Source organism: Mesorhizobium qingshengii (assembly GCF_900103325.1).
GTDB lineage: Bacteria > Pseudomonadota > Alphaproteobacteria > Rhizobiales > Rhizobiaceae > Mesorhizobium > Mesorhizobium qingshengii.
In genome coordinates this window covers 47,561-73,248 of record NZ_FMXM01000010.1, presented here as the reverse complement: position 1 = coordinate 73,248, position 25,688 = coordinate 47,561, and the positions used below count along the sequence as shown (strand labels likewise).

At 61.9% G+C, this 25,688-nt stretch carries 27 protein-coding genes; 17 read left to right on the top strand and 10 right to left on the bottom strand.

The window, feature by feature from the left end:
• Window positions 1–2: 2 nt before the first annotated feature.
• The 5 genes from BLS48_RS17320 to BLS48_RS17300 all read right to left on the bottom strand — a co-directional run bounded on the left by BLS48_RS17320 (window position 3) and on the right by BLS48_RS17300 (window position 4,164).
• A complete protein-coding gene (locus BLS48_RS17320) occupies window positions 3–734 on the bottom strand; it encodes a CpaD family pilus assembly protein (RefSeq protein WP_091579665.1) in 732 nt (243 codons plus the stop codon).
• Between the two features lie 14 nt (window positions 735–748).
• Window positions 749–2,266: a type II and III secretion system protein family protein gene (locus BLS48_RS17315; protein ID WP_091579662.1), complete on the bottom strand. Its 1,518-nt coding sequence runs from the start codon at window positions 2,264–2,266 to the stop codon at window positions 749–751.
• Window positions 2,263–3,075: a Flp pilus assembly protein CpaB gene (gene cpaB, locus BLS48_RS17310; protein WP_091579658.1), complete on the bottom strand. Its 813-nt coding sequence runs from the start codon at window positions 3,073–3,075 to the stop codon at window positions 2,263–2,265. Before cpaB ends, BLS48_RS17315 begins: the two co-directional genes overlap by 4 nt.
• Window positions 3,076–3,286: 211 nt before the next feature.
• Entirely contained in the window at window positions 3,287–3,805 is a 519-nt protein-coding gene (locus BLS48_RS17305; RefSeq protein ID WP_091579655.1) for an A24 family peptidase, read from the bottom strand.
• A gap of 185 nt (window positions 3,806–3,990) precedes the next feature.
• Window positions 3,991–4,164, bottom strand: coding sequence for a Flp family type IVb pilin (locus BLS48_RS17300; protein ID WP_091579653.1), 174 nt, complete (start codon window positions 4,162–4,164; stop codon window positions 3,991–3,993).
• A gap of 335 nt (window positions 4,165–4,499) precedes the next feature.
• Here BLS48_RS17300 and BLS48_RS17295 point away from each other — a divergent pair, with 335 nt between their 5' ends.
• The 3 genes from BLS48_RS17295 (at window position 4,500) to BLS48_RS17285 (ending at window position 6,309) form a co-directional block, all read left to right on the top strand.
• Window positions 4,500–4,922: a pilus assembly protein N-terminal domain-containing protein gene (locus BLS48_RS17295; RefSeq protein ID WP_091579650.1), complete on the top strand. Its 423-nt coding sequence runs from the start codon at window positions 4,500–4,502 to the stop codon at window positions 4,920–4,922.
• A 139-nt stretch (window positions 4,923–5,061) separates the two neighbouring features.
• Complete coding sequence (locus tag BLS48_RS17290; protein ID WP_091579647.1) at window positions 5,062–5,643, top strand: TadE/TadG family type IV pilus assembly protein; 582 nt, start codon at window positions 5,062–5,064, stop codon at window positions 5,641–5,643.
• A 45-nt stretch (window positions 5,644–5,688) separates the two neighbouring features.
• Window positions 5,689–6,309 (top strand): TadE/TadG family type IV pilus assembly protein, encoded by a 621-nt coding sequence (locus tag BLS48_RS17285; RefSeq protein WP_091579644.1) that lies wholly within the window; start codon window positions 5,689–5,691, stop codon window positions 6,307–6,309.
• A 6-nt stretch (window positions 6,310–6,315) separates the two neighbouring features.
• On the opposite strand, the gene BLS48_RS17280 is transcribed toward BLS48_RS17285, so the two are convergent.
• Window positions 6,316–7,236 (bottom strand): phosphate/phosphite/phosphonate ABC transporter substrate-binding protein, encoded by a 921-nt coding sequence (locus tag BLS48_RS17280; protein WP_091579641.1) that lies wholly within the window; start codon window positions 7,234–7,236, stop codon window positions 6,316–6,318.
• Window positions 7,237–7,559: 323 nt separating this feature from the next.
• On the opposite strand from BLS48_RS17280, the gene BLS48_RS17275 reads away from it, so the two are divergent.
• From BLS48_RS17275 to BLS48_RS17235, 9 genes are all read left to right on the top strand, one after another.
• Entirely contained in the window at window positions 7,560–8,801 is a 1,242-nt protein-coding gene (locus BLS48_RS17275) for a phosphopentomutase (protein ID WP_091579639.1), read from the top strand.
• Window positions 8,794–9,684: a bifunctional DNA-formamidopyrimidine glycosylase/DNA-(apurinic or apyrimidinic site) lyase gene (gene mutM / locus BLS48_RS17270; RefSeq protein WP_091580052.1), complete on the top strand. Its 891-nt coding sequence runs from the start codon at window positions 8,794–8,796 to the stop codon at window positions 9,682–9,684. The genes BLS48_RS17275 and mutM overlap by 8 nt, the downstream gene beginning before the upstream one ends.
• 33 nt (window positions 9,685–9,717) lie before the next feature.
• Entirely contained in the window at window positions 9,718–10,491 is a 774-nt protein-coding gene (locus tag BLS48_RS17265; RefSeq protein ID WP_091579636.1) for an enoyl-CoA hydratase, read from the top strand.
• Between the two features lie 160 nt (window positions 10,492–10,651).
• Window positions 10,652–10,918 (top strand): 30S ribosomal protein S20, encoded by a 267-nt coding sequence (gene rpsT, locus BLS48_RS17260; protein WP_091579634.1) that lies wholly within the window; start codon window positions 10,652–10,654, stop codon window positions 10,916–10,918.
• Window positions 10,919–11,769: 851 nt separating this feature from the next.
• Complete coding sequence (dnaA, locus tag BLS48_RS17255) at window positions 11,770–13,314, top strand: chromosomal replication initiator protein DnaA (RefSeq protein ID WP_091579631.1); 1,545 nt, start codon at window positions 11,770–11,772, stop codon at window positions 13,312–13,314.
• Between the two features lie 303 nt (window positions 13,315–13,617).
• Window positions 13,618–14,736: a DNA polymerase III subunit beta gene (gene dnaN / locus BLS48_RS17250; RefSeq protein ID WP_091579629.1), complete on the top strand. Its 1,119-nt coding sequence runs from the start codon at window positions 13,618–13,620 to the stop codon at window positions 14,734–14,736.
• 208 nt (window positions 14,737–14,944) lie between these two features.
• Window positions 14,945–16,084, top strand: coding sequence for a DNA replication/repair protein RecF (gene recF, locus BLS48_RS17245; protein WP_091579626.1), 1,140 nt, complete (start codon window positions 14,945–14,947; stop codon window positions 16,082–16,084).
• 101 nt (window positions 16,085–16,185) lie between these two features.
• Window positions 16,186–16,941 (top strand): molybdopterin-synthase adenylyltransferase MoeB, encoded by a 756-nt coding sequence (locus BLS48_RS17240; protein ID WP_091579624.1) that lies wholly within the window; start codon window positions 16,186–16,188, stop codon window positions 16,939–16,941.
• A 2-nt stretch (window positions 16,942–16,943) separates the two neighbouring features.
• A complete protein-coding gene (locus BLS48_RS17235; protein WP_091579621.1) occupies window positions 16,944–17,432 on the top strand; it encodes a GNAT family N-acetyltransferase in 489 nt (162 codons plus the stop codon).
• A 48-nt stretch (window positions 17,433–17,480) separates the two neighbouring features.
• On the opposite strand, the gene BLS48_RS17230 is transcribed toward BLS48_RS17235, so the two are convergent.
• Window positions 17,481–18,482 carry a 2-hydroxyacid dehydrogenase gene (locus BLS48_RS17230; protein WP_091579619.1) on the bottom strand — a complete coding sequence of 334 codons (1,002 nt, stop codon included), beginning with the start codon at window positions 18,480–18,482 and terminating at the stop codon, window positions 17,481–17,483.
• 146 nt (window positions 18,483–18,628) lie between these two features.
• Between BLS48_RS17230 and BLS48_RS17225 the strand changes: the two genes are divergently transcribed.
• Window positions 18,629–19,189 (top strand): SH3 domain-containing protein, encoded by a 561-nt coding sequence (locus tag BLS48_RS17225; RefSeq protein ID WP_091580049.1) that lies wholly within the window; start codon window positions 18,629–18,631, stop codon window positions 19,187–19,189.
• Between the two features lie 47 nt (window positions 19,190–19,236).
• On the opposite strand, the gene BLS48_RS17220 is transcribed toward BLS48_RS17225, so the two are convergent.
• Together BLS48_RS17220 and irrA are read right to left on the bottom strand one after the other, a co-directional pair.
• Window positions 19,237–19,596 (bottom strand): DUF4260 domain-containing protein, encoded by a 360-nt coding sequence (locus BLS48_RS17220; RefSeq protein ID WP_091579616.1) that lies wholly within the window; start codon window positions 19,594–19,596, stop codon window positions 19,237–19,239.
• Between the two features lie 10 nt (window positions 19,597–19,606).
• On the bottom strand, window positions 19,607–20,038 hold the full coding sequence (gene irrA, locus BLS48_RS17215) for an iron response transcriptional regulator IrrA (protein WP_091579613.1): 432 nt from the start codon (window positions 20,036–20,038) through the stop codon (window positions 19,607–19,609).
• 243 nt (window positions 20,039–20,281) lie between these two features.
• On the opposite strand from irrA, the gene fabA reads away from it, so the two are divergent.
• The 4 genes from fabA (at window position 20,282) to BLS48_RS17195 (ending at window position 24,553) form a co-directional block, all read left to right on the top strand.
• Window positions 20,282–20,800, top strand: coding sequence for a 3-hydroxyacyl-[acyl-carrier-protein] dehydratase FabA (gene fabA / locus BLS48_RS17210; RefSeq protein ID WP_091579611.1), 519 nt, complete (start codon window positions 20,282–20,284; stop codon window positions 20,798–20,800).
• Window positions 20,801–20,836: 36 nt separating this feature from the next.
• Entirely contained in the window at window positions 20,837–22,057 is a 1,221-nt protein-coding gene (fabB, locus tag BLS48_RS17205) for a beta-ketoacyl-ACP synthase I (protein WP_091579608.1), read from the top strand.
• Between the two features lie 12 nt (window positions 22,058–22,069).
• Window positions 22,070–22,882, top strand: a complete 813-nt coding sequence (gene fabI / locus BLS48_RS17200; RefSeq protein WP_091579606.1) for an enoyl-ACP reductase FabI — start codon at window positions 22,070–22,072, stop codon at window positions 22,880–22,882.
• A gap of 126 nt (window positions 22,883–23,008) precedes the next feature.
• Complete coding sequence (locus tag BLS48_RS17195; protein WP_091579603.1) at window positions 23,009–24,553, top strand: putative bifunctional diguanylate cyclase/phosphodiesterase; 1,545 nt, start codon at window positions 23,009–23,011, stop codon at window positions 24,551–24,553.
• Between the two features lie 48 nt (window positions 24,554–24,601).
• On the opposite strand, the gene BLS48_RS17190 is transcribed toward BLS48_RS17195, so the two are convergent.
• Window positions 24,602–25,618, bottom strand: coding sequence for a class I SAM-dependent methyltransferase (locus BLS48_RS17190; RefSeq protein WP_091579601.1), 1,017 nt, complete (start codon window positions 25,616–25,618; stop codon window positions 24,602–24,604).
• Window positions 25,619–25,688 lie beyond the last annotated feature (70 nt).

The following is a 25,688-nucleotide window of genomic DNA, read 5'->3' as shown; positions in this document are numbered from 1 at the left end:
GCTCAGTACGTCACTTCAGAATTGCCGAGGAACTCGTCCGAAATGCCTCTCTTGCGGTAGATATCGATCACCGCGCCGCGATTTTCAGCATCGATGGTGGAAGGCTTCCGCGGGCCGAGCAGATCGGCCGGATTGGCCATCTGGGCGGCAAGATTGTTCTGATAGGAGCAGCCGAAGTCGGCGTAGTGCTTGTTTTCCGACGTATCGACCAGGTCAGCGGGCCAGCGGCCGCATTTGTCGGTCTGGGCCCTCACCGCGATGTAGGAGACGCGAACCGGGGCGGATGTTTCGCTTGAGCCGGCCTGATAGGAGGTCACGACGATCCGGTTGCGCTTGACACCGGCGGCGACCGCCAGCCGGGCGAAATCGCGGCCTGCCGCTGTCGCGGCAACCTCGTTGGCCGACCCGCTCGGGACCTGGATCGTCAATGTCGGAGCGGCACTCTTGTCGTAGCCGTCGAGGAAACCCAGGAGCGTATCGCGCTGGGAGCCGGTCATGCCACGGTCGCCGGCGCCGACCGGCAGGTCGATCTTCTGATTCTTCTCCGCGATCACGATTGGATGGTTCGTGCGATAGTCGTCCGGAATGGCGCCGACAGTGATGCTGTCCCTTTGGGCGCAGCCGGCCAGCAACGCCGCGACCGCAACCGCCAGGACTGGAACGGTTCGGTGGTGCAAACGAGCGAGCCGCATCGTTGTGGCGATGGCCCTTGCCTTCAATGCTGACTGGAACATATCCGCTTCCCCGCTCACTTGTAGATGAAGCCGACAACGCCATGGTAGCGGCCGTTGGGCTTGTCGGTTTGCATGGTGCCGTAGACACGATTGACGCGGCCAAGGAACATGCCGGCGCCGTCGCTCGGAGGATTGAAATTGTCGTCCGGCTTGGCAAGGTCGTTGCGCGCTACCGGCTTCACCAGATAAGGCGTGATGATGATGACCAGCTCGGTCTCGTTGCGCACGAAATCCCTGCTGCGGAAGAGCGCGCCGAGCACTGGAATTTTTGTCAATCCGGGCAACCCGTTGACCGCTTGCCTGACATCGTCGCGAACCAGGCCGGCGATCATCATGGAGCCGCCCGAGGGCAGTTCGACCGTCGTATCGGCGAGACGCTTGCGCAGCGACAGGGCATTCATGCCGGGGCTCGTCACGCCCGAGGACAGCGACACGGACCCTTCGGTCGTCGGCTCGGAAACCGAGGTTCTGACTTTCAGGCTTATGCGGCCGGGGGACAACACCACCGGCTGGAATTCCAAGCCTATGCCGTACTCGATCTTGTCGATGGTGTAGGTCTTCAAGCCAGTCTGATTGTCGGTGGATACGTTCTGGGAGACGCCGCTCACCATGTTGTACTCACCACCAACCTTGAAGGTCGCCTTCTCGCCGGATACGGCGGTCAAGGTCGGCTCGGCCAAGGTCTTCATGACCCCGGACTGCTCCATGGCGTTGATATAGGCCTGCAGCCCCGAGGCGCCGATGTTGAAGCCCGAATTCGACAGCGTCTTGCCGAGGCCGGTGAAATTGTCGCTGAGCGCGCCGTAGCTGATGCCGTTGCTGCCGCCGCTGCCGACCATGTTGACGCCGAGCTGCTTCATCACGGAGCGGCTGACTTCGGCGACCGTCACCTTCAGCGTGACCTGATCGTCGCCGATGATCTGCAGCAGGTTGACGATCTTGCTGGTGCGGCGCTCCTGGTCCGGATTGTTGATGTCGACACCGCTCTGGGCCGAGCCGCCGGCAGCCGTCTGCGAATATTGTCCCGTCGTCGCTTCACCACCCGAGACGAAGATCGTCGCCAGGTCGACTGCCCGTTTCGCGTCCAGAGGCGTGTCGACCGTTCCGGTCAGGACGACGTTGTCGTTCAGCAGCTCCACCTTGATGGTCGACGTCGGAATGAAGCGCTTGATATAATCCTCAAGGCCGGCGACGTCGCGTTCGACGGCCAGATCCAGGCTGACGATCTGTTCGCCGTTCGGACCGAAGACGAAGATGTTCGTCTCGCCGACAGCCTTGCCGAACAGATAGATGCGCCTTGCGGTACGGGTCACCGCGTCGGCGACGGTCGGGTTGGCGACAAGAATGTCGTAGGCATCGCTTGGCAGGTCGATGACCACGGATTTGTTGAGGCCGAGCTTGACGCGCTGGGTGGCTGTCGATGCAGTGACCTGCGCGTTCTTTGCCTCGACAACGCCCTGCACATTCGTTCCGACCAGCAGCAGGCCGAATGCCGCGGCTACAATCGCCGGCAGTTTACCACTTAGCCTCATTTCCTTGCCCCTACTTCGGAAACTTCGCCCGACTTGATCAGCCTCACCGTTCCCCTGCGGCCATTGCCGGAAACGAGATAGTCGGCCTCGTCCAGATTCTTTTCCTGGGTGTCCGAGATCGCCCGCAGTGCCAGGGTCAGACGATCCGCCATCTGCTGGGCAACCGTGATGATCTCCGCCTGCCGCGGTGTCAGTTCCAGCGTGGCGGTCTGCCCCACTCTGGTCTTCTTGCCTTCCTCATCCTCCTGGATGGTCTGGTCGATCGCCAGGACGCGGATATTCTTGAGGATGGTTTCGGTGTTGAAGTTGGTGCCGCCATTGCCGGCATCGGCCTTGCGGGTCATGATGACATCGACAAAATCGTTGGGCAGAATGAAGCCGCCGGCCGACGTGTCGGCCGAGATGGCCGTGGCGACCGCCCGCATGCCGGAAGGAAGGATCGACGACATGAAGCTCTGCCCCTCGCCGATCAGCTTGGAGCGGCGCAGCGGCTCCCCGGTATACATCGTCATCCGGGCAACGGAACCCTTCAGCTTATCCAACGCTTCGGGTTCGGCGGCGCGGGTGATGAAGTTCGCGTTGATGCCGTCGGCCGGCCAGGATTGCCAGGCAATGTTGTTGTTGAGCTGGTTGCCCATCGGAACATCGCCCGAAAGCACAAGCACATCCTGCAGAGCCACGGCCGGGGCCTTGGGGCCGGATTCGACGGTGACCTGCGGCGGCGGCGCCACCATGTTTTTCGCGACATAACCAGCGCCACCCGCCGCGGCAACCGCCACGCTCAGAATAATCAATCGCGATGCTGGCATCTGTCCGAACCCTCGCCCTGGCAAACCACGTAGCCAAGCGGGACTTTGCAGCGGCAATCGTCAAAACAAGGTTAATGTAATGCTTACGATCGTGATTAATTTAAGGTTTACATAAATTAGCTGAAATGTGTGCGGACCGGACAGGATCGCGGGCCGACCTTGTTGAAGGCCGGCTGCGGTAACGCAGGCAGTCAATGGAAATCAGGCGCGTTCAGGTCGCCAGCTTTGTCAGCGCCCACACCATCAAAGGCGAATCCGGATAGGTCAGCAACCCGCCAAGGCCAAGCGCGATGCCATAGGGAACACCGGTCGTCTCGTCGGCGAAATGGCGCAGAAACGGGTTTCGGCCGGTAACGGTCGAAAGCGGCGATTTCCGGTAAAGGAGGACGGCGAGCGTCAGCAGGCCGCCGATGAATGTCGAGACCACGAGATACTCGATAAGGTGCACGTTGAGCCCCATCCACACCGAGGTGGCGGCTAGCAGTTTGGCGTCGCCGCCACCCATGCCACCCATCGCGAACAGGCCGAACGTCACGGCCAGGACAAGGGCGCCGGCGGCGAAGTGCCCGCCATAGGCAGCCCACCCCATATCGGTCAGGGGGGCAACCAATGCAAAGACGACGACGAGCAGCACCGACACCCGATTGGCGATCGTCATCGACAGCATGTCGGAGATCGCGGCAAACAGCATGCAGAACGGAAAGACGACGAAGATCAGGGCTTCAAGCATCGGCGCTATACCTATTGTCCGATTCCACGGGGTCCAATCTAGGCATCTTCAATTAACGATTGATGAGGCCCGGACCAAAAAGACGACTGGTATTGGCTGCGATATAGAACAAGGGCCGCCACGTGGCGGCCCTTGTCCAGAACATTGTCCGAGCGCTCGGCCTGAGCGCTCGGCAATACGACGGATCAGCCGGCGGCGTTCAAGCTATTTCCGATTTTCATGAACTTGTCGTTGATTGCATTGCCGAGCGCGCCGGCGCCAACGATGATGGCAAGCGCGATGAGAGCGGCGATCAGACCATATTCGATAGCGGTCGCGCCGGATTCGTCCTTCACAAAACGTGCAACGAGATTAGACATTAGAGAGCTCCTACTCCACCTGTTACAGCACTTCCGTCAACTTCTGTGATGGTTGATCGGATGCTGCCAATCTAGGGAGAAGCTCTTTCGATCGGCTTAATAAACAGCCTTACCGATTCCTTTCCCGGTTCGAACCTATTGCGTGGTTAATCCCGAGCTAAGTGCCGGCCGACCGTTCTATTTCCCGCGTCGGTGGTGCTTGCGATCCGGACCCGACCACGTCACGCGAGTACTCATGTCAGCCAAGGCACCATCGGCAAGAGCGCCCGCTTAACCGTTGGTTCACCAATCTCGTTCATGTTCCGTTGAACAGTTTGCACGCGTGGAGCGCCTCAATGGCCGAGCCGAGATCATCAATTCTGATTGCAGTGCTTCTTGCCGCCACGACCTTCGCCATGCCCGCCATGGCCGGCGCCGGCATCGAGGTCACGATGAACCAGGCCAAGATCGTCAAATTGTCGCGTCCCGCCGACACGATCGTGGTTGGCAACCCGGCAATCGCCGACGCTTCCGTACAGGACGCCTCGACGATCGTGCTGACCGGCAAGGGCTTCGGCGTTACCAATCTGGTCGTACTCGATCCGGAAGGCATCCCGATCGTCGACGAGCAGGTTACCGTCGTGCGGCAGGCCGCCTCGTCCGTGCGTATCTATCGGCGTGCCGAAATCCAGACCATGTCCTGCACGCCCTATTGCGAAAGCTCCTACAAGAGCGAGGCGGAGAAATCCTCCGAAGCCGAGATGAGCGTCAGCCGATAGGATAGCGCGGCCAAAAGCCGTTCCGGTTATCGGCTGGTTAAGACGCCAACGCCGACTTTAACGATCATTCAAACCGGACTTCAATTGGTTTCCGCTAATACTCCTTCCGAGACCCATTAGAGATCGGCAGGACCGGGACATGAGCAAGGAAATCGAGTCCACAGGCGAACGCGAGGCGAGACACCCAGGGGTTTTCGCTCGCTTCCCTCGCGACCGGCGCGGCAGCACGGCGTTGGAATTCGCAATCCTTGCAATCCCCTTCGCGCTGCTTGTCTTTGCGATTCTGGAAAGCTGCATTTCATTTGCCGGCCAGGAAGTGATGGCCAACATCACCGACGATATCGCGCGCCAGTTGCGCACCGGCCAGTTAAGGGCGGCCGACGTTGCCGGAAACAATTTGAGGGACAAGATCTGCGCAAAACTGGAGATCATCGTCTCCCAGGATTGTCCCAACCAGCTGCTGGTGGATCTTCGCCAATATACGACGTTCGCCGACGCGGCCTTGGCCGGCTTCAAGATCCAGGGAGACAAAATCATCCTGACGAATGGCGCCGCCGAACAGTCCTTTACTGTTGCACCGGGTCCGGCGGAATCGAGGAACATGCTGCGGGTCTTCTACAAATGGCCGATCATGACCGATCTGTTGGCCCAGTCGATGGGCGGTAACAAGACGCTGCATTTCGCATCGGTGACTTGGCAGAATGAACCGTTCGGCAGCTAAGGTCACGGCGGAAGCACGTACGGCAAAAGAAAAAGGGGGATGGGCATGATGCGTGCGGGGGCACATCCGGGGACTACGGGAAGTTGGCGGAAAGCGATCCGGTTCTGGTCCGATCGCCGCGGCATCGCGGCGGTCGAATTCGCCTTGATCATGCCTATCCTGCTGATCATGTATTTCATTACGATGGAGGCGTCACAAGCTATCGAGACCAGCAAGAAGGTCAGTCGTGTCGGCAGCATGGTGGCTGATCTCGTCACGCAGCAGACGACCATCGTCAAGGCGGATCTCGACGCCATCATGAGGATCGGCACCGTCACCCTTCAGCCCTACAACCGCTCGACGCCGAGCATCACGATCACAGCAATACAAGTTACGACCGATGCGACGCCGAAGGTGCTGGTGGTATGGTCACGCAAGCTGGTCAATGGCGTCGCCAGCGCTGGCGCTGCCGCGAACTCGGCCACGACGGTCCCGGCAACGCTCAGGGTCGCCGGCACCTTCCTCATCCGCGTTGAAAGCAATCTCGACTACAAGCCGGTCATCACCTGGTCGGCGGGCGGTCAACAGCAGCTTGGGTTGACCTCGGCTTTCAATGCCATATCGATGCGCGAAACCTACTATCTGCGTCCCCGCAGAAGCGTGACGATCCCTTGCGGCAACTGCTGACCGCCTTTATCGCCGCGAGCCGCTATCCGAGACCAGACGCACGATAGCTTGCGCCATCTCGTAGTCCTTGTCGGCCGCGACGGTGAAGCCACCGGAATGCTCCGGTTCCAGAAGATCGTAGACGTCCGGCGTCATCGACTTGAGGTTGGTGAGGAACACGGTAAGCCGGCGCTTCGCTTCCGGATCGAGATCGCTGCGGACGGCATGGGGACCGTATCTCAACAGGCCCGACGTCCATAAGACCTGAAGTGCCGTTGCTGAAAGCCCCGCCGCTGCGAGCCTCGCCTGTGTGCCCGATGCTTCCGGCTGGCCGTCGGCAGCGGCCGTCACCCAGCCGAACAAGGCATCGGCCTTGCCGTCGACCAGCATCGTTTCCGCTGCCGCGGCCGAATCGGCATGGACCAGAAAGGGGGCATCTTCCGCAACCTTGCGGCCTTCCGCGGCCAACGCCGCCAGTGGCAGGAGAGAACCGCCGACGCTGCTCGAAGGCGCCATGGCGATGCGATGGTTCTCCATTGCCGCCAGATCAGGAAGCTTGCCGTCCCGCGTCAGCAGAACGGAACGGATGCCGATCGCGCCGTCGGAATCAACCGGAGCCACAAGTGGCTCGACACATCCGCAGCGCTGCGAGGCCGTCGCGTAGGCAGTCGCCGAATAGATCGCATAATCGATGCGGGCATTGGCCTGCGCCTCGATCAGAGCGCCATAGTCGCGGGCGACGACAAACTCGACCTTCATGCCCAAGGCCTTGGTGTAGGCATCGGTCAACAGCGCCAGCCCCGGAACGGTGTTGCCAGCGCCGGGTTCGGCGACGATGCCTATGCGAAACGTGCCGATATCATCGCGCCAGTCGGCCCGCGCCGGATCAGACCAGACCACGCCGTGCGCGACGATGAGGGCAGCACACGCCTTCAGCACTGCTTTCATGACAAAACGGCGTCCGTCATGACAAGACGGTGGTCTGTCATGACAAGACGGTCCTCTGTCTTCTTCGATCCATGTCGCCTCATGCCCGGCGAGTCGCGACACTGTAGTCTTCTGTATTGTGCATGTCGTTGTCCCAAGACCGCTGGGCACTTTTGGGCGACATGTACTCTTAGTTTGTCCATGTCGTTGTCCCAAAACCGCTGGGCACTTTTGGGCGACATGTACTGGACTATCGCGCCAAGCCGTTGCCGTTTGGTTTCCGAATTGCCAATGCGGCCGGGGAACCCTATGTCTGGTCGTCCAAACTGGCAACAATGGCTCCAATGGCGCGTGCTTTCCTCTTCGTTCTGGACTCCTTCGGCATCGGCGGCGCGGCCGACGCCGAGCGCTACGGTGACGCCGGCGCCAACACATTGGGGCACATCGCGGAAGCCTGCGCGGAAGGCCGCGCCGATCGCGAGGGACTCCGCAACGGGCCTTTGTTCGTCCCGCACATGGCCTCGCTCGGGCTTGGCAAGGCTGCCGAAACCGCGACGGGGCTAGGCTTCGATACCGGTGGGACGGATCTGCTCGCGACTGCCTTCCACGGCGCGGCGCAGGAGGTTTCGAGCGGCAAGGACACGCCGTCGGGCCACTGGGAGATCGCCGCCCTGCCGGTGCGCTTCGACTGGGGCTATTTCCCGGATACGGTTCCCGCCTTTCCGGCTGATCTGACCGAGGCCATGATCCGCACGGGCAAGGTGCCGGGCATTCTCGGCAATTGTCACGCGCCGGGCACCGAGATTATCGAGCGGTTCGGCGAGGAGCACATCCGTACCGGCAAGCCGATCTGCTACACGTCGGTCGACTCCGTCCTGCAAATCGCGGCGCATGAAGTTCATTTCGGCCTGGAGCGGCTTTATGAATTCTGCAAGGTGGTGCGCAAGCTGGTTGACCCGTTGAGGATCGGACGGGTGATCGCGCGGCCGTTCATCGGGGAAACCGCCGCCACCTTCGAGCGAACCTACAACCGCCATGACTACGCCGTGCCGCCACCGGAGCCGACCCTGCTCGACCGGCTGACGGCGCGTGGAAGCCGCGTCATCGCCGTCGGCAAGATCGGCGACATCTTCGCCCATCGCGGAATCTCGGAAGTGCGCAAGGCGGCCGGCAACATGGCCATGTTCGATGAGGCGCTGGGGGCAATGGACGACGCCGGCGACGGCGACCTGGTCTTCGCCAATTTCGTCGACTTCGACACCGAATTCGGACATCGCCGCGATGTCGCCGGCTATGCCGCAGCGCTCGAGGCCTTCGACCGGCGGCTGCCGGAGGCGTTGGCAAGACTGAAGCAGGGCGATCTTCTCATCCTGACGGCCGATCACGGCAACGATCCGACCTGGCGCGGCACCGATCATACGCGTGAACGTATCCCGGTGATTGGCACGGGACCAGGCTTCAAAGGCGGCGACATCGGGCTGAGAACAACATTTGCCGACATCGGTGAAACCGTGGCCGAGCATCTTGGGCTGGCGCGCGGCCGCTACGGCAATTCCTTCTATAAAGCGATTGGCGGTCATGCCTGAATTGCCCGAGGTTGAAACGGTCCGCCGTGGGCTACAGCCGGTCCTGGAAGGTGCCACCATTACCCGCATCGAGGCGCGCCGACCGGATCTGCGCTTTCCATTTCCGGAAAAATTCTCGCAGCGGCTGACCGGCAGGACGATCACCGCGCTTGGCCGCAGAGCCAAGTATCTGACGATGGATATCGAAGGCGGCCCGGCGCTGATCTGCCATCTCGGCATGTCGGGCTCATTCCGCATCGAGACAGCGAATGACAGTGAAATGCCTGGCGTGTTCCATCATGAGCGCTCGAAGAGCACGGCACACGACCATGTGGTGTTCGATGTGGCGTCCCCGGCCGGCGCCAGGTCCCGCGTGATCTTCAACGATCCGCGCCGCTTCGGCTTCATGCTGTTTTCGGAAGGGCCGCCCGGCACGCATCCGATGCTGAGCGGGCTGGGTGTCGAGCCTACGGGCAATACATTGGACGGTGCGCTGCTTGCATCTTTGATGACAGGGCGACGATCGCCACTGAAGGCAGCACTTCTCGATCAGAGATTGATCGCCGGGCTGGGCAATATCTATGTCTCCGAGGCCCTGTGGCGCGCCGGCCTGTCGCCGCTGCGCGAGGCTGGCACGATAGCCAAGCCGGGAAAGAAGGCCCAGGCTCAAAGCGAACGTCTTGCCGAAGCCATCCGCTCGGTCATATCAGATGCGATCGCGGCCGGCGGATCCTCGCTCAGGGATTACATGCGGACCGACGGATCGCTGGGATACTTCCAGCATTCCTTCGCCGTCTATGACCGCGAAGGCGAACCCTGCGCCAAGCCCGGCTGCGGTGGTCACATCGAGCGCGTCGTGCAGAGCGGCCGCTCGACCTTCTATTGCCGGACGTGTCAGCGGTGAGTTAGACGATGGGTCGAGCGAGGAGATGCAGCCATGACCTATGAGACAATCATCACCGAGACGCGCGGCAAGGTCGGGCTGATCACCTTGAACAGGCCCAAGGCGCTCAACGCGCTGAATTCCCAGATCCTCGCCGAACTGGTGGCAGCCGTGAACGAGTTCAGCGCCGATGCCGGTATCGGCGCCATGGTCATCACCGGTTCCGAAAAGGCCTTCGCCGCCGGCGCCGACATCAAGGAGATGCAGTCGATCTCCTACGCGGACGCCTACAGCCAGGACTTCTTCGTCGGCTGGGAAGAATTTACGCGGGCGCGAAAGCCGATCATCGCGGCGGTGGCCGGCTATGCGCTCGGCGGCGGCTGCGAGCTGGCAATGATGTGCGATTTCATCATTGCCGCCGACAACGCCAAGTTTGGCCAGCCGGAGATAACGCTCGGCGTTATTCCAGGCATGGGCGGATCGCAGCGGCTGACCCGCTTCGTCGGCAAGTCGAAGGCAATGGACATGTGCCTGACCGGGCGGATGATGGACGCAGCCGAAGCCGAACGCTCGGGCCTGGTGTCGCGGGTCGTGCCCGCGGGCGAACTCGTCGAGGAGGCGCTCAAGGCGGCAGCCAGGATCGCCGATTTCTCGCTGCCATCGGTGATGATGGCAAAGGAGGCCGTCAACCGCGCCTTCGAGACGACGCTTGCCGAGGGATTGCGGTTCGAACGACGGCTGTTTCACTCGCTGTTCGCGCTCGAAGACCAGAAGGAAGGCATGGCGGCTTTTGCGGAGAAGCGGAAGCCGAATTTCACCAACCGCTGACGCCTGCCCGATGGCCGCCAAAAAGAAGGCCGGGCAGCGTTGACGCGCCGGAAAAGCTGAACTATAAGCCGCACCAACCGAGGCGGCCCCGTGGCTGCCCGTTTGTTTTTTGCGCCCTGCGGCATGCCGCATGCGCCGACCAGATCAGAAGAGAGGCATCATGGCCAACACATCCTCGGCCAAAAAAGCAACGCGCAAGATCGTACGCCGCGCAGCGATCAACAAGAACCGCCGTTCGCGCGTCCGCACCTATGTGCGCCAGGTCGAGGAGGCACTTGCCTCCGGCGACAAGGCCGCCGCACAGGCGGCCTTCAAGATCGCGGAGCCCGAATTGATGCGCGCCGCAACCAAGGGCGTGATCCACAAGAATACGGCATCCCGCAAAGTTTCGCGGCTGGCCCAGCGGGTTAAAGTACTGTCGGCCTGACATTACTTTCCTAGACTGACGTTCTTCGAACCCGGCCGATTGTGCCGGGTTTTTTTCGTTTGCCGGCAAGCACTTAAAAAGAATACTCGAAAATGGCGTCCGGTGCGGATTCCGCCATTCGAAATGCTTTGCCGGCACAGCCGTGCAAGTCAATGGCCGATATCCCTGAAAAGCGACTGCTAAGATAAAGTCGGCACTCAGAAATAATCTTTATTATTCAGATAGTTACCGATGGTCATCCACAGCTTGTTCACATCGAGCCGGAGCGATGGGGGACAAGTGGCTGTCAAGCAAATTATTTCAGAAAATTTCGTATCGCGCCGGCTTTTTCATATTCGCCGGAAAAGGGTTTGAATCACAATGGCTTTGTCAAAATATGCCGCTGCGGCACCGCGTTCGAACCTCTCTGCGGTAACCAGATTCCTTAAAAATCGGTTAGTGGTGGCCTTGCCCTATCCACAGCGATTTCGGTAATGTCGACATATCGAAAGGGACGGGCCCTTGGCCCTCAACCCAGCCTGAACTGGCCAGCTTAAATTGGCGGGATTTGCAACGCGGATCAAGTCCGTGGATGGGTTGGTTTGTCTTTTTTGATGTGGGTAAGGGGACTGGCGTAACGAGACATGGCAGGTAGACAGCGCGCCGGCGCGATTTCGCCGGACGGTGTTGTATTGCCCTGACATACCCAAAACGCGGACTGGCTTCCATGGGCCGGCGCCGGTTTCCCTGGATAGTGGGCGACGTTCATTGCCGGCGGCGGCAACGGGCATCGTAGCGAAGACGCAGGTCGCTGGAACAAGGATGCAGGAGGCGCATCCCCAGCGGAAAACAGGTACAGAAAGGCAAGGATCATGCAGAGCGGCATCGAAAGGGAGCTTACGGGCGACCTCCCATTTCCAGGAACTTTGATCGGAGCAAGCGACATGGCTGTTTCCAGCGACGCGGAGCAGAAGTTCGACCGGGTCAAGGCCCAGTTGAAGGCGCGCCTGGGAACCGAAGTCTATTCGAGCTGGTTCGGACGCATGAAGGTCGCGGAGGCTTCCAAGGGCATCGTCCGCATCTCGGTGCCAACCGCCTTCCTGCGCTCGTGGATCAACGGTCACTATCTCGACCTCATTTCCGAACTGTGGAAGCATGAGGATCCCGATATCCTCAAGATCGAAATCGTGGTGCGCACGGCCACTCGCCAGGGGCGCAGCCAGGCCGAGCCCGAGGTGATCCCGGCACGCAAGATGACACGGCAGACGCAGACGGCGCTCGCCGCCGGCACTGTCAGCCCCGGCAGGGCAGATCGTGCACCGGCTCCGCGTCCGGGCACACCGGTCGAGAGCGAGTTCCGGCACAACGTGCTCGGCTCGCCGCTTGATCCGCGCTACACATTCGGCTCTTTCATCGAGGGACCGTCGAACCGGGTGGCCTTCGCCGCGGCCAAGGCAGTGGCGGAATCGCAGTCAAGCGCGGTGCGCTTCAATCCGCTTTTCCTTCACGCAACCGTCGGGCTCGGCAAGACCCACCTTTTGCAGGCAATCGCCGCGGAATCGTTGAAGCAGAACCCAAAATCGCGGGTCGTCTATCTGACGGCCGAGTATTTCATGTGGCGCTTCGCCACCGCGATCCGCGACAACAATGCGCTGACGCTCAAGGAGCAGCTGCGCGATATCGACCTGCTCATCATCGACGACATGCAGTTCTTGCAGGGCAAGTCGATCCAGCATGAATTCTGCCACCTGATCAACATGTTGCTGGACAGCGCCAAGCAAGTCGTTGTTGCCGCCGACCGGCCGCCGTCGGAACTGGAATCGCTCGAACCGCGGGTCCGGTCGCGTCTCAATGGCGGCGTCGCGCTTGAAATGTCGGCGCCCGATTTCGCCATGCGCATTGGCATGCTCAAATTGCGCCTTGCGACCGCCAGGATCGATGATGCGTCGCTCGACATCTCGGAGGAAATCCTCAATCACGTCGCCCGCACCGTGACCGGCAGCGGACGCGAGTTGGAAGGCGCATTCAATCAGCTGCTGTTCCGCCAATCCTTCGAACCGCAGATCACCATCGACCGTATCGACGAGATACTCGGCCATATCTATCGCACGGGCGAGCCGAAGCGGGTCCGTATCGAGGATATCCAGCGCATCGTCGCGCGCCACTACAACGTGTCGAAAACCGAATTGCTGTCCAACCGGCGCACGCGCACCATCGTCAAGCCGCGGCAGGTCGCCATGTACCTGTCGAAGGTGATGACGCCGCGCTCGCTGCCCGAGATCGGAAGGCGCTTCGGCGGCCGCGATCACACCACCGTGCTGCACGCCGTGCGCAAGATCGAGGACCTTTCTGGCAACGACAACACGCTGGCGCAGGAACTCGAGCTGTTGAGAAGGCTGATCAACGACCAGGCCTGACTGGCCCGGGAAGCGCGAAGCGGAACAGCACCGGAATTCAATGGCTTACCCGTGCAGCCTTGAACCCGAAATGGGCTCATTGGCCAGCCCGGAAGCGATCCGGATTCTGGATTTTCGACACCGGCTCACGGACTTCGTGCCGTTTATCCCCAGAAAGCCCGCGCAGCCGGCCCGAACCGGTGGCGCGGACTTGCGTTTGCCGGTTTTTTCCTGTCAGTTTACGGAGATTCTGAGCCTGTTCAGACCTTTCGCGGGACGCCGCTTGCCGGAGCCCGTCATTCATTCAAGCGAGCCTGTTTCTTCATGCGTGTTATCCTGGAACGGTCAAATCTCCTGAAGTCGCTCAACCACGTCCACCGCGTGGTCGAACGGCGCAACACCATTCCGATCCTGTCCAACGTGCTGCTCAGCGCCGAGGGCGCCAGCCTGGAAATGAAGGCGACCGATCTCGACCTGGAGGTGACGGAAGCAACGCCCGCCAAGGTTGAGCGCGGCGGGGCGACGACGGTTCCGGCGCATCTGCTGTACGATATCGTGCGCAAGCTCGCCGACGGCGCCGAAGTGATGCTCAAGACAGACGAGGACGGCAACGCCATGACGGTGACGTCCGGCCGCTCGAGCTTCCGTCTCCAGTGCCTGCCGCAATCCGACTTCCCCGAGCTTTCGGCCGGATCCTTCTCGCATATCTTCCGTCTCGACTCGGTTGCCCTGAAGGGCTTGATCGAGAAGACCCAGTTCGCCATCTCCACCGAAGAGACGCGCTACTATTTGAACGGCATCTACCTGCACACGCATGAGGTCGGCGGCAAGCTGAAGCTGCGCTCGGTGGCGACCGACGGCCACCGTCTGGCGCGCGCCGAGATCGACGCGCCGGCGGGCTCCGAGGGCATGCCGGGCATCATCATTCCGCGCAAGACGGTGAGCGAGTTGCAAAAGCTGGTCGATGACCCGGACGTTGCCGTGACCACGGAACTGTCGGACACCAAGATCCGCTTCACCATCGGCAGCGTCGTTTTGACCTCGAAGCTGATCGACGGCACCTTCCCGGACTATCAGCGGGTCATTCCGACCGGCAACGACAAGAAACTGATCATCGACCGCCAGAGTTTCGCTGCCGCGGTCGATCGCGTCTCGACCATTTCCTCCGAACGCGGCCGCGCGGTGAAGCTTTCGATCAGCGAGGGTCAAGTGACGCTGGCGGTCAACAATCCGGATTCCGGCAGCGCCACCGAGGAACTGGCCGCCGACTACTCATCCGACCCGATCGAAATCGGCTTCAACGCCAAGTACCTGCTTGACGTTGCCGCGCAGTTGACCGGCACGGAGGCCAAGTTCATGCTGGCCGACGCCGGTTCGCCGACGCTGATCCACGACATGGCCGACGAAAGCGCGCTTTATGTGCTGATGCCGATGCGGGTGTAGCCGGCGCTGCGTCATCAATTCCGGGTCTGTCATGAGACCGGCAGCGCGAACGATGGCTGCGGCGACTTCTGGAGCAATTCCAGGAAAAGTGTGAAACGGTTTTCCCGGGAAAAGCGCGTGCGTTCCCTTGGGAATTGCGTGAAGACAAAGAGATAGGGCGGTTCCGCGTTTCCGTGAAACGATGAGCCGCTCTATAGGCGGATAGCGGTTGCCGGTACAAACTCACATAAGTAAGCTTACACTTACTAATTTTCGCAACTACGCTGCGCTGGCAATCGACCTCGCTCCCGGCGCCGTGGTTTTTTCCGGCGATAACGGCGCCGGCAAGACCAATCTTCTCGAAGCGATTTCCTTTCTGACGCCGGGACGTGGCTTGCGCCGCGCTCCTTACGCGGACGTCGCGCGCGAGGGCGGCGACGGCGGCTTTGCCCTCCATGCCCGGCTCGATGGACCCGACGGCCAGATCGAGATCGGGACGGGCATTTCAGGCGGGGACAGTGCCGGCGAGGGCGGCAGACGGGTGCGTATCAACGGGGCTGCGGCGCGTTCGACCGAGGACATGCTGGAATGGCTGCGCGTGGTGTGGCTGACACCGGCCATGGATGCGTTGTTTACCGGACCGGCCGCGGATCGCCGGCGCTTTCTCGACCGGCTGGTGCTGGCGATCGATCCCGGCCACGGGCAGCGTGCACTCGACTACGAAAAAGCGATGCGCGGCCGTAACCGTCTGCTTACTGAAGGCTCCCGGGACGACCGCTGGTTCGACGCGATCGAGACACAGATGGCAGAGACCGGTGTGGCGATCGCCGCCGCACGTGCCGAGATGGTGCGCCTGCTGGCCGCGATGATCGACAAGCTGCCCGACACAGGGCCGTTTCCGCAGGCCGACATCGGCCTTTCGGGCGAACTGGAAGCCGCGGTTACCACCGCGCCGGCGGTCGATGTCGAGGAGCGATTCCGCCGGACGCTCGTCGAGGGCCGCGACCGCGACCGCGCCGCCGGGCGCACGCTCGAGGGCCCGCACCGTTCGGATCTCGTGGTTCGACACCGTCCCAAGGCGATGCCGGCTGAACTCTGTTCGACAGGCGAACAGAAGGCGCTGCTGGTCGGCATTGTCCTGTCGCACGCCCGGCTGACCGGCGAAATGTCGGGCATGACGCCGATCCTGCTGCTTGACGAAATCGCAGCGCATCTCGATGGCGGCCGGCGCGCGGCGCTGTTTTCCATTCTGGAAGAGCTGAATTGTCAGGCGTTCATGACCGGCACCGACGCGGCGCTGTTTTCCAGTCTCAAGGGACGCGCGCAGTTCCTCACCGTCGACCACGGTACGGTTGGGCCAACCTTCTAGATTTTTGCTGCATGCATGTCGTTGTCCCAAGACCGCTCCGCACTTTTTCGCGACATGCATGAAGGCCTGACAAGATTTTTCAGCCACTATATGGTCCTGCAATGACCAGCTCCGCCCTGACTGCCGACGAGATCGAACGCTATGCCCGCCACATCGTGCTGCCCGAAATCGGTGGCGCCGGCCAGCAGAGATTGAAACGGGCGCGGGTTCTGGTGATCGGCGCGGGCGGGCTGGGCGCACCGGTGCTTGAGTACCTTGCCGCCGCCGGCGTCGGCACACTCGGCGTGGTCGATGACGACACCGTGTCGCTCTCCAACCTGCAGCGCCAGGTGATTCACGGCACGGATACTGTCGGCATGCTAAAAACCCACAGTGCGCAGGCGGCGATCGCCCGCATCAATCCCAACACCATTGTCGAAACGCACACATTCAGGCTGACCCCGGACAACACCGCGGCCCTCGTCGCCCGTTATGACATCGTCGTTGACGGTTCCGACAATTTCGAAACCCGCTATGCGGTGGCCGATGCCTGTGAGAGCGAAAGGAAACCGCTGGTGCACGCCGCCGTCGGGCGCTTCGATGGCTCCGTGACCGTGCTGAAGCCATTCGAGGACGGCAAGGATGGCAAGCCCAACCCAGGCTATCGCGACCTGTTTCCGGAAGCGCCGCCTCCAGGCGTGGTGCCATCCTGTGCCGAGGCCGGGGTGCTTGGTGCGTTGACCGGCGTCGTCGGCACGCTGCAGGCGATGGAGACCATCAAGTTGATCACCGGCATCGGCGAGCCGCTCGTTGGCCGGCTGCTGCTCTACGATGCGCTGGCCGCGCGCTTCGAAACGATCCGCTACAAGAGAAACTGACCGTGGACCGGACCGGAGCCGTTTCCGTTACCCGGATCCCGGCCGATTTCGATCGTTGGAACGATGTGCTCGCACTGATCATGCGTGCCTTCGCTTCGATGGACGGTGTCATCGACCCTCCCTCCTCGGCGCACCTGCTTACCGCCGACACTCTGCGCGACAAGGCGCGGCGGGAAGCCGGTTTCGTGGCGTTCAAGGGCGACAGGATCGTCGGCTGCGTGTTTGCTCTCGAGAAGGTGGCGGAGCTCTATGTCGGCAAGCTCGCCGTCGCGCCGGACTGTCAGGGGCAAGGCATTGGCCGGCGGCTGATGCAGGCGGTCGAAGATCTTGCCCGCAGGCGCGGCAAGGCCGCCCTCGAGCTTCAGACCCGGATCGAGCTGACCGGAAATCATGCGGCCTTTGCCCGCTTCGGTTTTCACGAGACCGAGCGGACGGCACATGAGGGCTACCTCCGGCCGACCTCGATCACCATGCGCAAGGTTCTTGCGTAAGCCCGGGCTTTCATTTGAAAGGCCGCGAAATGTCGCGCTTCGATAGGATCAGGTTCTGAGCGGCAGCACGCGGTCCGGCGGGCGGTGGCCGTCGACGAACGCCTTTATGTTTATGATGACCTTTTCGCCCATGTCGATGCGGCCCTCGAGCGTCGCCGAGCCCATATGCGGCAACAACACGACCTTGCCCTTGGCGGCGAGCCTGAGCAGCTTGCTGTTCAACGCCGGCTCGTGCTCGTAGACATCGAGGCCGGCGCCGGCGATCTTGCCGTCCTGGATCAGCTTGACCAGCGCTTCCTCGTCGATGATGTCGCCGCGCGCTGTGTTGACGATGTAGGCCGTCGGCTGCAGCAGCGCCAGCCGCCGCGCCGAAAGCAGGTGAAAGGTCGCCGGCGTCGACGGACAATTGACCGAGATGATGTCCATGCGGGCCAGCATCTGGTCGAGGCTTTCCCAATAGGTCGCCTCCAGCCCGTCCTCGACCTCCGGCAGCACGCGATGGCGGTTGTGGTAGTGGATGGAAAGGCCGAACGCCTTGGCCCGCCTGGCGACCGCGGTTCCGATGCGCCCCATGCCGACAATGCCGAGCCGCTTGCCCCAGATGCGACGTCCAAGCATCCAGGTCGGCGACCAACCGGCCCATTTCTTGTCGCCTGTGAGCACATTGGCGCCTTCCACCAGCCGCCGCGGCACCGCCAGCATCAGCGCCATGGTCATGTCGGCGGTATCTTCGGTCAGCACATTCGGCGTGTTGGTGACGGTGATGCCCCGCTTCGCCGCAGCCGCCACGTCGATCTTGTCGACGCCGTTGCCGAAGTTGGCGATCAGCCTGAGGTTGTCGCCGGCCTGGGCGATCAGCGCCGCGTCGATCTGGTCGGTCACGGTGGGGACGAGGACATCGGCTTCCTTGACCGCCGCAACCAGTTCCGGCTGCGTCATCGGCCTGTCCTCGACATTCAGGCGGGCATCGAACAGCTCGCGCATGCGGGTCTCGACCGGGTCGGGCAACTTTCGCGTGATGACCACGAGAGGCTTCTTTTTGCCTACCATTGTTTCCCTCGTTGAGACCTCTTTAACCAAGACCGGCGAAACTGGGAGCCGGTCGTGGTGCCGATTACCCATGTAACAAGCGGTGCCGCCGAAGACAAAGAAAAAGGGGCGCCGACGCCGGCAGGCAAGCGCCGAAAGGAATGAAAGTGTCTGGTTTCGCGTCGCTTCGCCTGACCCTCAGCGCAGCATTTCTCGGCGCTCTCCTTTATTCCCCGCAACTGGCCGCACAAGGTGCGGCAGCACCCGCCCAGAGCGTCGTCACGCTCGGGCCGAGCGGCCTGCCGCTGCCGCGATTCGTCAGCTTGAAATCCGGCCGCGTCAACTCGCGCGTCGGCCCCGGCGCCAACTACTCGGTCGACTGGATGTATATGAAGGCCGGCCTGCCGATGGAGATCATCCAGGAATTCGATACATGGCGCCGCGTGCGCGATGCCGACGGTTCGGAGGGCTGGATCAACCAGTCGCTGCTTTCAGGCCGGCGCACCGCGATCGTCGCGCCGTGGCAACGCGGCAAGGGCGGCCAGATCAATATGGTCAACAGCCCCGAAAAAGACGCAAGGGTGGTCGCGCTCGTCGAGCCGGGTGTCATGGGCACGATCAAATCCTGCGACGGCCAGTGGTGCGAAATGACGCTCGACGGCCATACCGGCTGGCTCGCCCAGTCGCTTGTCTGGGGCGCCTATCCCGGCGAACGGGTCAAGGACTGATTTTCTGACTGTTTGACGCCGATCTTTCCCAAAGACAGGGTCCCGATCTAGCGCCCGATACGGCCCAGATGAGTGTCCTGAAACCCGGTTGACAGCTTCAGGCCGTAGCCCAGCGCCCGGTCGATGGCGATGTGGGCGATCCAGATCAATGCGACCGCCATCGCGGCCGCATTGCCGGACATGTGCCCCGCAAGCAGCAACAGCACCGGTACAATAAGGATGTGCAGGGCGTTATAGGCGATGGCGCCGACGCGCGGCCCGGCAAGATAGCCCAACATCGACAGGTCCGGCGCCAGGATGAGCAATCCGAATAGCCACCAGGAAACGCCGACCGATCCATAGAATCCGACAGCGGCGACCGCCACGATGGCCCATTCGAGCCGGATTATCGAATCGAGGAGTTTCATCCCTCGCGGGTCATTCTGGGCGTTTGGGGCGCAGCCTCACCACGATGTCGACATTGGCGATCTCCATCCCCTCTGGCGGCGCTGGCAGGTTGGCAACAGTCACTGGACCGCCGGCGATGTCGAATATCCGGTTTTCGCCTTCGACGTAGAAATGGTGGTGGTCGGAAGTGTTGGTGTCGAAATAGGTCTTGGCGCCCTCGACCGCGAGGATGCGCAACAGTCCGGCCTGGGTGAACTGGTGAAGGGCGTTGTAGACGGTGGCCAGCGACACCGGCACGCCGGCGGCGACTGCCTCCTCGTGCAGTTCCTCGGCCGACAGATGGCGGTCGCCCTTGGCGAAAAGCAGGTCGGCCAGCGCAATGCGCTGGCGTGTCGGCCTCAGGCCGGCTTCACGGACCCGCTTGTCCACAGCGACATTTTCCTTCCGGCAGCTCAGGTCCATCTATTCGTCCAAGCTCACAGTTCCGCCCCAAGACGCGCCCAGAGTGGCAAAAAAATGAACGCCTGCCGAAACCGGACCCGTGCTGACATATATTCTGTCGCCCGAATGCGATCAATAGCGCGCATTGACCCAGGCAGACGGGCGGGTTAAGCGCAAACGCCGGTTTCCGGCCTGAAACAGATTGTGTTAGGAAACCAACGACAAGGGCGCGCTATAGCCCGAGACGACATGGGGACGAGATTGATGGCGGGTTCGAAATCCAGCTACGACTACGATGAATTGCTGGCCTGCGCCCGCGGCGAACTGTTCGGACCGGGCAATGCCCAACTCCCCTATCCGCCCATGCTGATGTTCGACCGCATCACCGAGATCAGCGAGACGGGCGGAGCCTTCGAAAAGGGCTTCATCCGTGCCGAATTCGACATCAAGCCGGACCTGTGGTTCTTTGCCTGCCATTTCATCGGCAATCCGATCATGCCGGGATGCCTCGGCCTCGATGCGATGTGGCAGTTGACGGGCTTCTACCTCGGCTGGCTTGGTGAGCCGGGCAAGGGAATGGCGTTGTCGACCGGTGAGGTTAAGTTCAAAGGCATGGTGACGCCCGCGGTGAAGAAGGTCGAGTATGGCATCGACTTCAAGCGCGTGATGCGTGGCCGGTTGGTGCTCGGCATCGCCGATGGCTGGCTGAAAGCGGATGGCGAGCCCATATACTCGGCAACGGATTTGAAGGTCGGTCTGTCCAAGCAATCGGCGGCCGGCTGACCGGTCGCTGACCGGCCCCCCTGGAAGGAGTTGCGAATGAGACGTGTCGTAGTCACAGGCCTCGGCATTGTGTCGTCGATCGGCAACAATGCCAACGAGGTGCAGGCGTCGCTGCATGACGCCAGATCCGGCATCAGCTTCTCCGATTCCTTCGCCGAGCATGGCTTCCGTTGCCAGGTGTGGGGCGCGCCGACGCTCGACCCGTCTGGCATGATCGATCGCCGTGCGATGCGTTTCCTGTCGCAAGGGGCGGCCTGGAACCACGTCGCCATGGATCAGGCGATCGCGGACGCTGGCCTCGGAGAGAGCGACATCACCAATGAACGCACCGGCATCGTCATGGGATCGGGCGGGCCATCCACCCGGACCATCGTCGAAGCGGCCGAAATCACGCTGAAGAACGGCAGCCCCAAGCGCATCGGCCCGTTCGCGGTGCCGAAGGCGATGTCGTCGACCGCATCGGCGACGCTTGCCACGTGGTTCAAGATCCACGGCGTCAACTATTCGATCTCGTCGGCCTGTTCGACCTCGGCGCACTGCATCGGCAATGGCTACGAATTGATCCAGTGGGGCAAGCAGGACATGGTCTTTGCCGGCGGCCACGAGGATCTCGACTGGACGATGTCGGACCTGTTCGACGCCATGGGCGCCATGTCGTCGAAATTCAACGACAAAGCATCGACTGCTTCCCGCGCATATGACGCCAATCGCGATGGCTTCGTCATCGCTGGCGGCGCCGGCGTGCTGGTGCTCGAAGAACTGGAGCATGCCAAGGCGCGCGGCGCCAAGATCTACGCCGAGATCGTCGGCTATGGCGCGACCTCGGACGGTTACGACATGGTGGCGCCGTCAGGCGAAGGCGCGATCCGCTGCATGCGCCAGGCGCTGGCGACCGTCGCCACGCCGATCGACTACATAAACACGCATGGTACGTCGACGCCGGTTGGAGATTCAAAGGAGATGGGCGCGATCCGCGAGGTGTTCGGCGAGAAGATGCCGTACATCACCTCGACGAAATCGCTGACAGGCCATTCGCTGGGTGCCGCCGGCGTGCAGGAATCGATCTACTCGATCCTGATGATGCAAGGCGGCTTCATCGGCGAGAGCGCCCATATCGAGAACCTCGATCCGGAATTCGAGGGCATGCCGATCGTGCGAAAGCGCATCGACAACGCCAGGATCGACACCGTTTTGTCAAATTCGTTCGGTTTCGGTGGCACCAACGCAACGCTCGTTTTCCAGCGCTATTCCGCATAAGGACTGCCGACCATGGACGGATTGATGAAGGGCAAGCGCGGGCTTGTCATGGGTGTCGCCAACGACCATTCGATCGCCTGGGGCATCGCGCGGAAATTGTCCGAACATGGGGCGGAACTCGCCTTCACCTACCAGGGCGACGCCTTTGGGCGCCGGGTCAAGCCACTCGCCGACAAGCTCGGCGCCTCGCTGGTCGTTCCGTGCGACGTCGAGGACAGTGCTTCGGTCGCCGCCACGTTCGAGACCTTGGGCAAGGCCTGGGGCGGGCTGGACTTCATCGTCCACGCCATCGGCTTTTCCGACAAGAATGAGCTGAAGGGCCTGTACGCCGATACCAGCCGGGACAATTTCGTCCGCACCATGGTGATCTCCTGCTACTCCTTCACCGAGATCGCCCGCCATGCCGCGGCCTTGATGCAGGACGGCGGATCGATGATCACGCTGACTTATGCGGGGTCCGTGCGCGTCATGCCGAACTACAACGTCATGGGCGTCGCCAAGGCCGGACTGGAGGCCAGCGTGCGCTACCTCGCCAACGACTACGGTCCGCGCGGCATCAGGGTGAACGGCATATCGGCTGGACCGGTGCGCACGCTTGCCGGCGCCGGGATTTCCGACGCGCGCCACATGTTTTCCTACCAGCAGCGCAACTCGCCGCTGCGCCGCACCGTGACCATCGACGAGGTCGGCGGCTCCGCGCTTTATCTGTTGTCCGATCTCGCCTCCGGCGTCACCGGTGAAATCCACTATGTCGATTCCGGCTATCACATCGTCTCGATGCCGACGCTCGACGAATTGAAGCAGACCGACGGCGCGCGGGAATAGGCCGCTCTAGAAAATAGTCTCTTCTCCAGTAAAGAGATAATTCCTTCCAATAAAATTGGACGCATTCGCGGAAACTCATTTTAAGGAGGTATCTGCTAGAAAGCCCCATACTCTGGGGACCTTTGAATGGCCGCTGTCAGCAACCCGAAGCGAACACCGGTGTTCCGGTTTCTCACCATAGCAAGCTCGGGCATTGGCAGTTTCGTCCTCGGCATCTGGGGCCTGAAGCTCGGTCTCGGCGATGGCTTTGCCGGCATATCGGCGGGCATGATGGTCGCGATCATGGCCGCCCTTTGCGCCCTGGCGGCGGCGGGAGCCGCGATGTCCTTCTTCGCCGGCGTCGATGAATCGGCGGATTTCGTCTTCAAGGAAACTCACTTCGACAAGCTGACCGGCCTGCTGGCACGCCCGGCGATGGTTGGCAAGATTGCCGAGGCGGCATGCACAACCAGCCGGACCGGCGAACCGATGTTCCTCATCGACATCGACATCGATCGGTTCAAGCAGGTCAACGACGCGATCGGCTACAGTCAGGGCGACGAATTGATCCGCGCCTTCACCAAGCGACTCAAGGCTTGCGTGCCGCAGCGAGCGCTGATCGGGCGCATCGGCGCCGGTGAGTTCGCGGTGCTGCTCCCCGACAATCAGGTGCAGGGGACGCTGGAGAGCTTCATCGAAAGGCTCATCGACGAGATGATGGAGCCCTATGAGCTCAGCACCCACATGCAATCGGTCAGCCTGTCGGTGGGCATCGTGGCGATGCCGAAGGACGGTATCGATCCCATCCTCATCCTGCGCCGCTCCAATCTGGCGCTGCAGAATGCGCGCGCCAGCGGGGTCGGCAACTGGTCGGTCTTCCATGCCGAAATGGGCAGGGTCGCCGACCATCGCCAATGGATCGAATCCGAGTTGCACATCGCCTTCGAGCGCGGTGACTTCGACCTTCACTACCAGCCGCAGCTCGATCTTCCGACCGGTCGCATCGTCGGTTACGAGGCGCTGATCCGCTGGCGGCACCCGGAACGCGGAATGATCCCTCCGATGGATTTCATACCGATCGCCGAGGAAACAGGCATGATTGGTCCGATCGGCGAATGGGTGCTGCGCAAGGCCTGCAGCGACGCCCGCCATCTGCCCGACGACTGCTTTGTCGCGGTCAATATCTCGCCCGTGCAGTTCATGACCAAGGACTTCGTCGGCATCGTGCGTGACACCATGACGAGCACCGGTATCAAGCCGTCGCGGCTGGAGCTGGAAGTGACCGAGACGGCGATGATGCAGGACCGCGACCGCGCCGCCACCATCCTGAAGCAGCTTGCCGACATGGGCATCTCGGTCGCTGTCGACGATTTCGGCACCGGCTATTCCAACCTGAGCTACCTGATCGATTTCTCGTTCGGCAAGCTGAAGATCGACCGCTCCTTCGTCAGCCGCATCGACACCGATACCAGCTCCGGCGCGGTCGTCTCGACCATCGTCGGGCTTTCGCGCGCGCTCGGCGTCAGCATCATTGCCGAAGGCGTCGAGACCGAAAGCCAAGCGACGCTGCTGAGGGCAGCCGGCTGCGAAGTGGTGCAGGGCTACCTGTTCGGCAGGCCGGCGCCGCTCAAGTTCAGGGCCGGCGACGGGTATGCCACCGACGAGGTCCGACGCGTCGCCAATCTGCATTGAGCACGGCGCGGCACCTGCCTACGCAGACCCTCGGTTCGGATTAATGCTTCAACGACGTGCCGAAAGCACCTTGAACATGCCGTCGCGGGCAAGCTCGGCATGGCTCGAGAAGGCGGCCGACAGTATCGGCTCATAGGGAAGCTGACGGTTGGCCACCATGAACAGCCGACCTCCAGGCTTCAATGCCTTGGCTGCCGCGCGGATCATACCGGCCCCGATCTCAGGTTCGGCTGCGCGGCTGCGGTGAAACGGCGGGTTCATGACGATCGCGTCGTAGCGCCGTTCGACCGGCTCGCTCAGCAGATCTGTCCAGAAGAAATTCCGTGTGATCGACTGGCTAACCCCTGGCAGATTGAGCTTTGCAGCTTCGAGCGAGGCGAAGTCCGCCTCATAAAGGTCGAGCGCCAGAATACCGGGTGAGCGCGCGGCGACCTCGGCTGCCAGGTAGCCCCAGCCGGCGCAGAAATCGGCTACGCTGCCGCGCAGATCATTGGGCAAGTTCTCAACCAGCAATTTCGAGCCGGTATCGATCCGGTCAAAGGAAAACATGCCCGGTGCGGTATGGAAGCGGCCTTCCACCAGCAAGGCTGGATTGGCGGCGCGCAGTTCTTGCGCCGCCGCCAGATCGGCGGGACGGCGGAGCCAGAAGGCAATGCCGTGATATTTCGGCAGATGGCCGTCGAGCGGCACAAGCTCGCCAATGCGCTTGCGCAGGCTGGCGATACCATCATCCTTGCCGCCGGCAATGACGATCAGCCTACCCGGCGCCACGCTCTCGAGCGCCTGGGCGATGCGCAATTCGTTCAGGCCGCGATGGCGGCCGGCAAACACAAGCGCCATACCAAAACCATCGCCTTCCGCTTGCGGAGTGACGACACCAGAAGCCTGCAGCGCGCGAAAGTAGGGCCGGAAGCCTTGCACGAGGTGGAGCTCGGCCTCGAAACCGGCAGGTAGGCGAAAGCCTGGTTCGGCGCCGAGAAAGAGGACCCGCTCGCCCGATCGCGGCAAGGCGACAGCCTCGGCCTCGAATGGATGGAAAAGCGTCTTCAGCGCCTCAGCAGGCATTCCGATGTCCCTTCAAATGAAAACGGGCGCGGCCTACCGGCGCGCCCGTTTTGATTTATTGGCCGGACCG

Excerpts from the sequence above, each read along its gene's own strand:
- BLS48_RS17320 (WP_091579665.1), bottom strand. The coding sequence starts at position 734 with ATGTTCCAGTCAGCATTGAAGGCAAGGGCCATCGCCACAACGATGCGG.
- BLS48_RS17315 (WP_091579662.1), bottom strand. The coding sequence starts at position 2,266 with ATGAGGCTAAGTGGTAAACTGCCGGCGATTGTAGCCGCGGCATTCGGC.
- cpaB (WP_091579658.1), bottom strand. The coding sequence starts at position 3,075 with ATGCCAGCATCGCGATTGATTATTCTGAGCGTGGCGGTTGCCGCGGCG.
- BLS48_RS17305 (WP_091579655.1), bottom strand. The coding sequence starts at position 3,805 with ATGCTTGAAGCCCTGATCTTCGTCGTCTTTCCGTTCTGCATGCTGTTT.
- BLS48_RS17300 (WP_091579653.1), bottom strand. The coding sequence starts at position 4,164 with ATGTCTAATCTCGTTGCACGTTTTGTGAAGGACGAATCCGGCGCGACC.
- BLS48_RS17295 (WP_091579650.1), top strand. The coding sequence starts at position 4,500 with ATGGCCGAGCCGAGATCATCAATTCTGATTGCAGTGCTTCTTGCCGCC.
- BLS48_RS17290 (WP_091579647.1), top strand. The coding sequence starts at position 5,062 with ATGAGCAAGGAAATCGAGTCCACAGGCGAACGCGAGGCGAGACACCCA.
- BLS48_RS17285 (WP_091579644.1), top strand. The coding sequence starts at position 5,689 with ATGATGCGTGCGGGGGCACATCCGGGGACTACGGGAAGTTGGCGGAAA.
- BLS48_RS17280 (WP_091579641.1), bottom strand. The coding sequence starts at position 7,236 with ATGAAAGCAGTGCTGAAGGCGTGTGCTGCCCTCATCGTCGCGCACGGC.
- BLS48_RS17275 (WP_091579639.1), top strand. The coding sequence starts at position 7,560 with ATGGCGCGTGCTTTCCTCTTCGTTCTGGACTCCTTCGGCATCGGCGGC.
- mutM (WP_091580052.1), top strand. The coding sequence starts at position 8,794 with ATGCCTGAATTGCCCGAGGTTGAAACGGTCCGCCGTGGGCTACAGCCG.
- BLS48_RS17265 (WP_091579636.1), top strand. The coding sequence starts at position 9,718 with ATGACCTATGAGACAATCATCACCGAGACGCGCGGCAAGGTCGGGCTG.
- rpsT (WP_091579634.1), top strand. The coding sequence starts at position 10,652 with ATGGCCAACACATCCTCGGCCAAAAAAGCAACGCGCAAGATCGTACGC.
- dnaA (WP_091579631.1), top strand. The coding sequence starts at position 11,770 with ATGCAGAGCGGCATCGAAAGGGAGCTTACGGGCGACCTCCCATTTCCA.
- dnaN (WP_091579629.1), top strand. The coding sequence starts at position 13,618 with ATGCGTGTTATCCTGGAACGGTCAAATCTCCTGAAGTCGCTCAACCAC.
- BLS48_RS17240 (WP_091579624.1), top strand. The coding sequence starts at position 16,186 with ATGACCAGCTCCGCCCTGACTGCCGACGAGATCGAACGCTATGCCCGC.
- BLS48_RS17230 (WP_091579619.1), bottom strand. The coding sequence starts at position 18,482 with ATGGTAGGCAAAAAGAAGCCTCTCGTGGTCATCACGCGAAAGTTGCCC.
- BLS48_RS17220 (WP_091579616.1), bottom strand. The coding sequence starts at position 19,596 with ATGAAACTCCTCGATTCGATAATCCGGCTCGAATGGGCCATCGTGGCG.
- irrA (WP_091579613.1), bottom strand. The coding sequence starts at position 20,038 with ATGGACCTGAGCTGCCGGAAGGAAAATGTCGCTGTGGACAAGCGGGTC.
- fabA (WP_091579611.1), top strand. The coding sequence starts at position 20,282 with ATGGCGGGTTCGAAATCCAGCTACGACTACGATGAATTGCTGGCCTGC.
- fabB (WP_091579608.1), top strand. The coding sequence starts at position 20,837 with ATGAGACGTGTCGTAGTCACAGGCCTCGGCATTGTGTCGTCGATCGGC.
- fabI (WP_091579606.1), top strand. The coding sequence starts at position 22,070 with ATGGACGGATTGATGAAGGGCAAGCGCGGGCTTGTCATGGGTGTCGCC.
- BLS48_RS17195 (WP_091579603.1), top strand. The coding sequence starts at position 23,009 with ATGGCCGCTGTCAGCAACCCGAAGCGAACACCGGTGTTCCGGTTTCTC.
- BLS48_RS17190 (WP_091579601.1), bottom strand. The coding sequence starts at position 25,618 with ATGCCTGCTGAGGCGCTGAAGACGCTTTTCCATCCATTCGAGGCCGAG.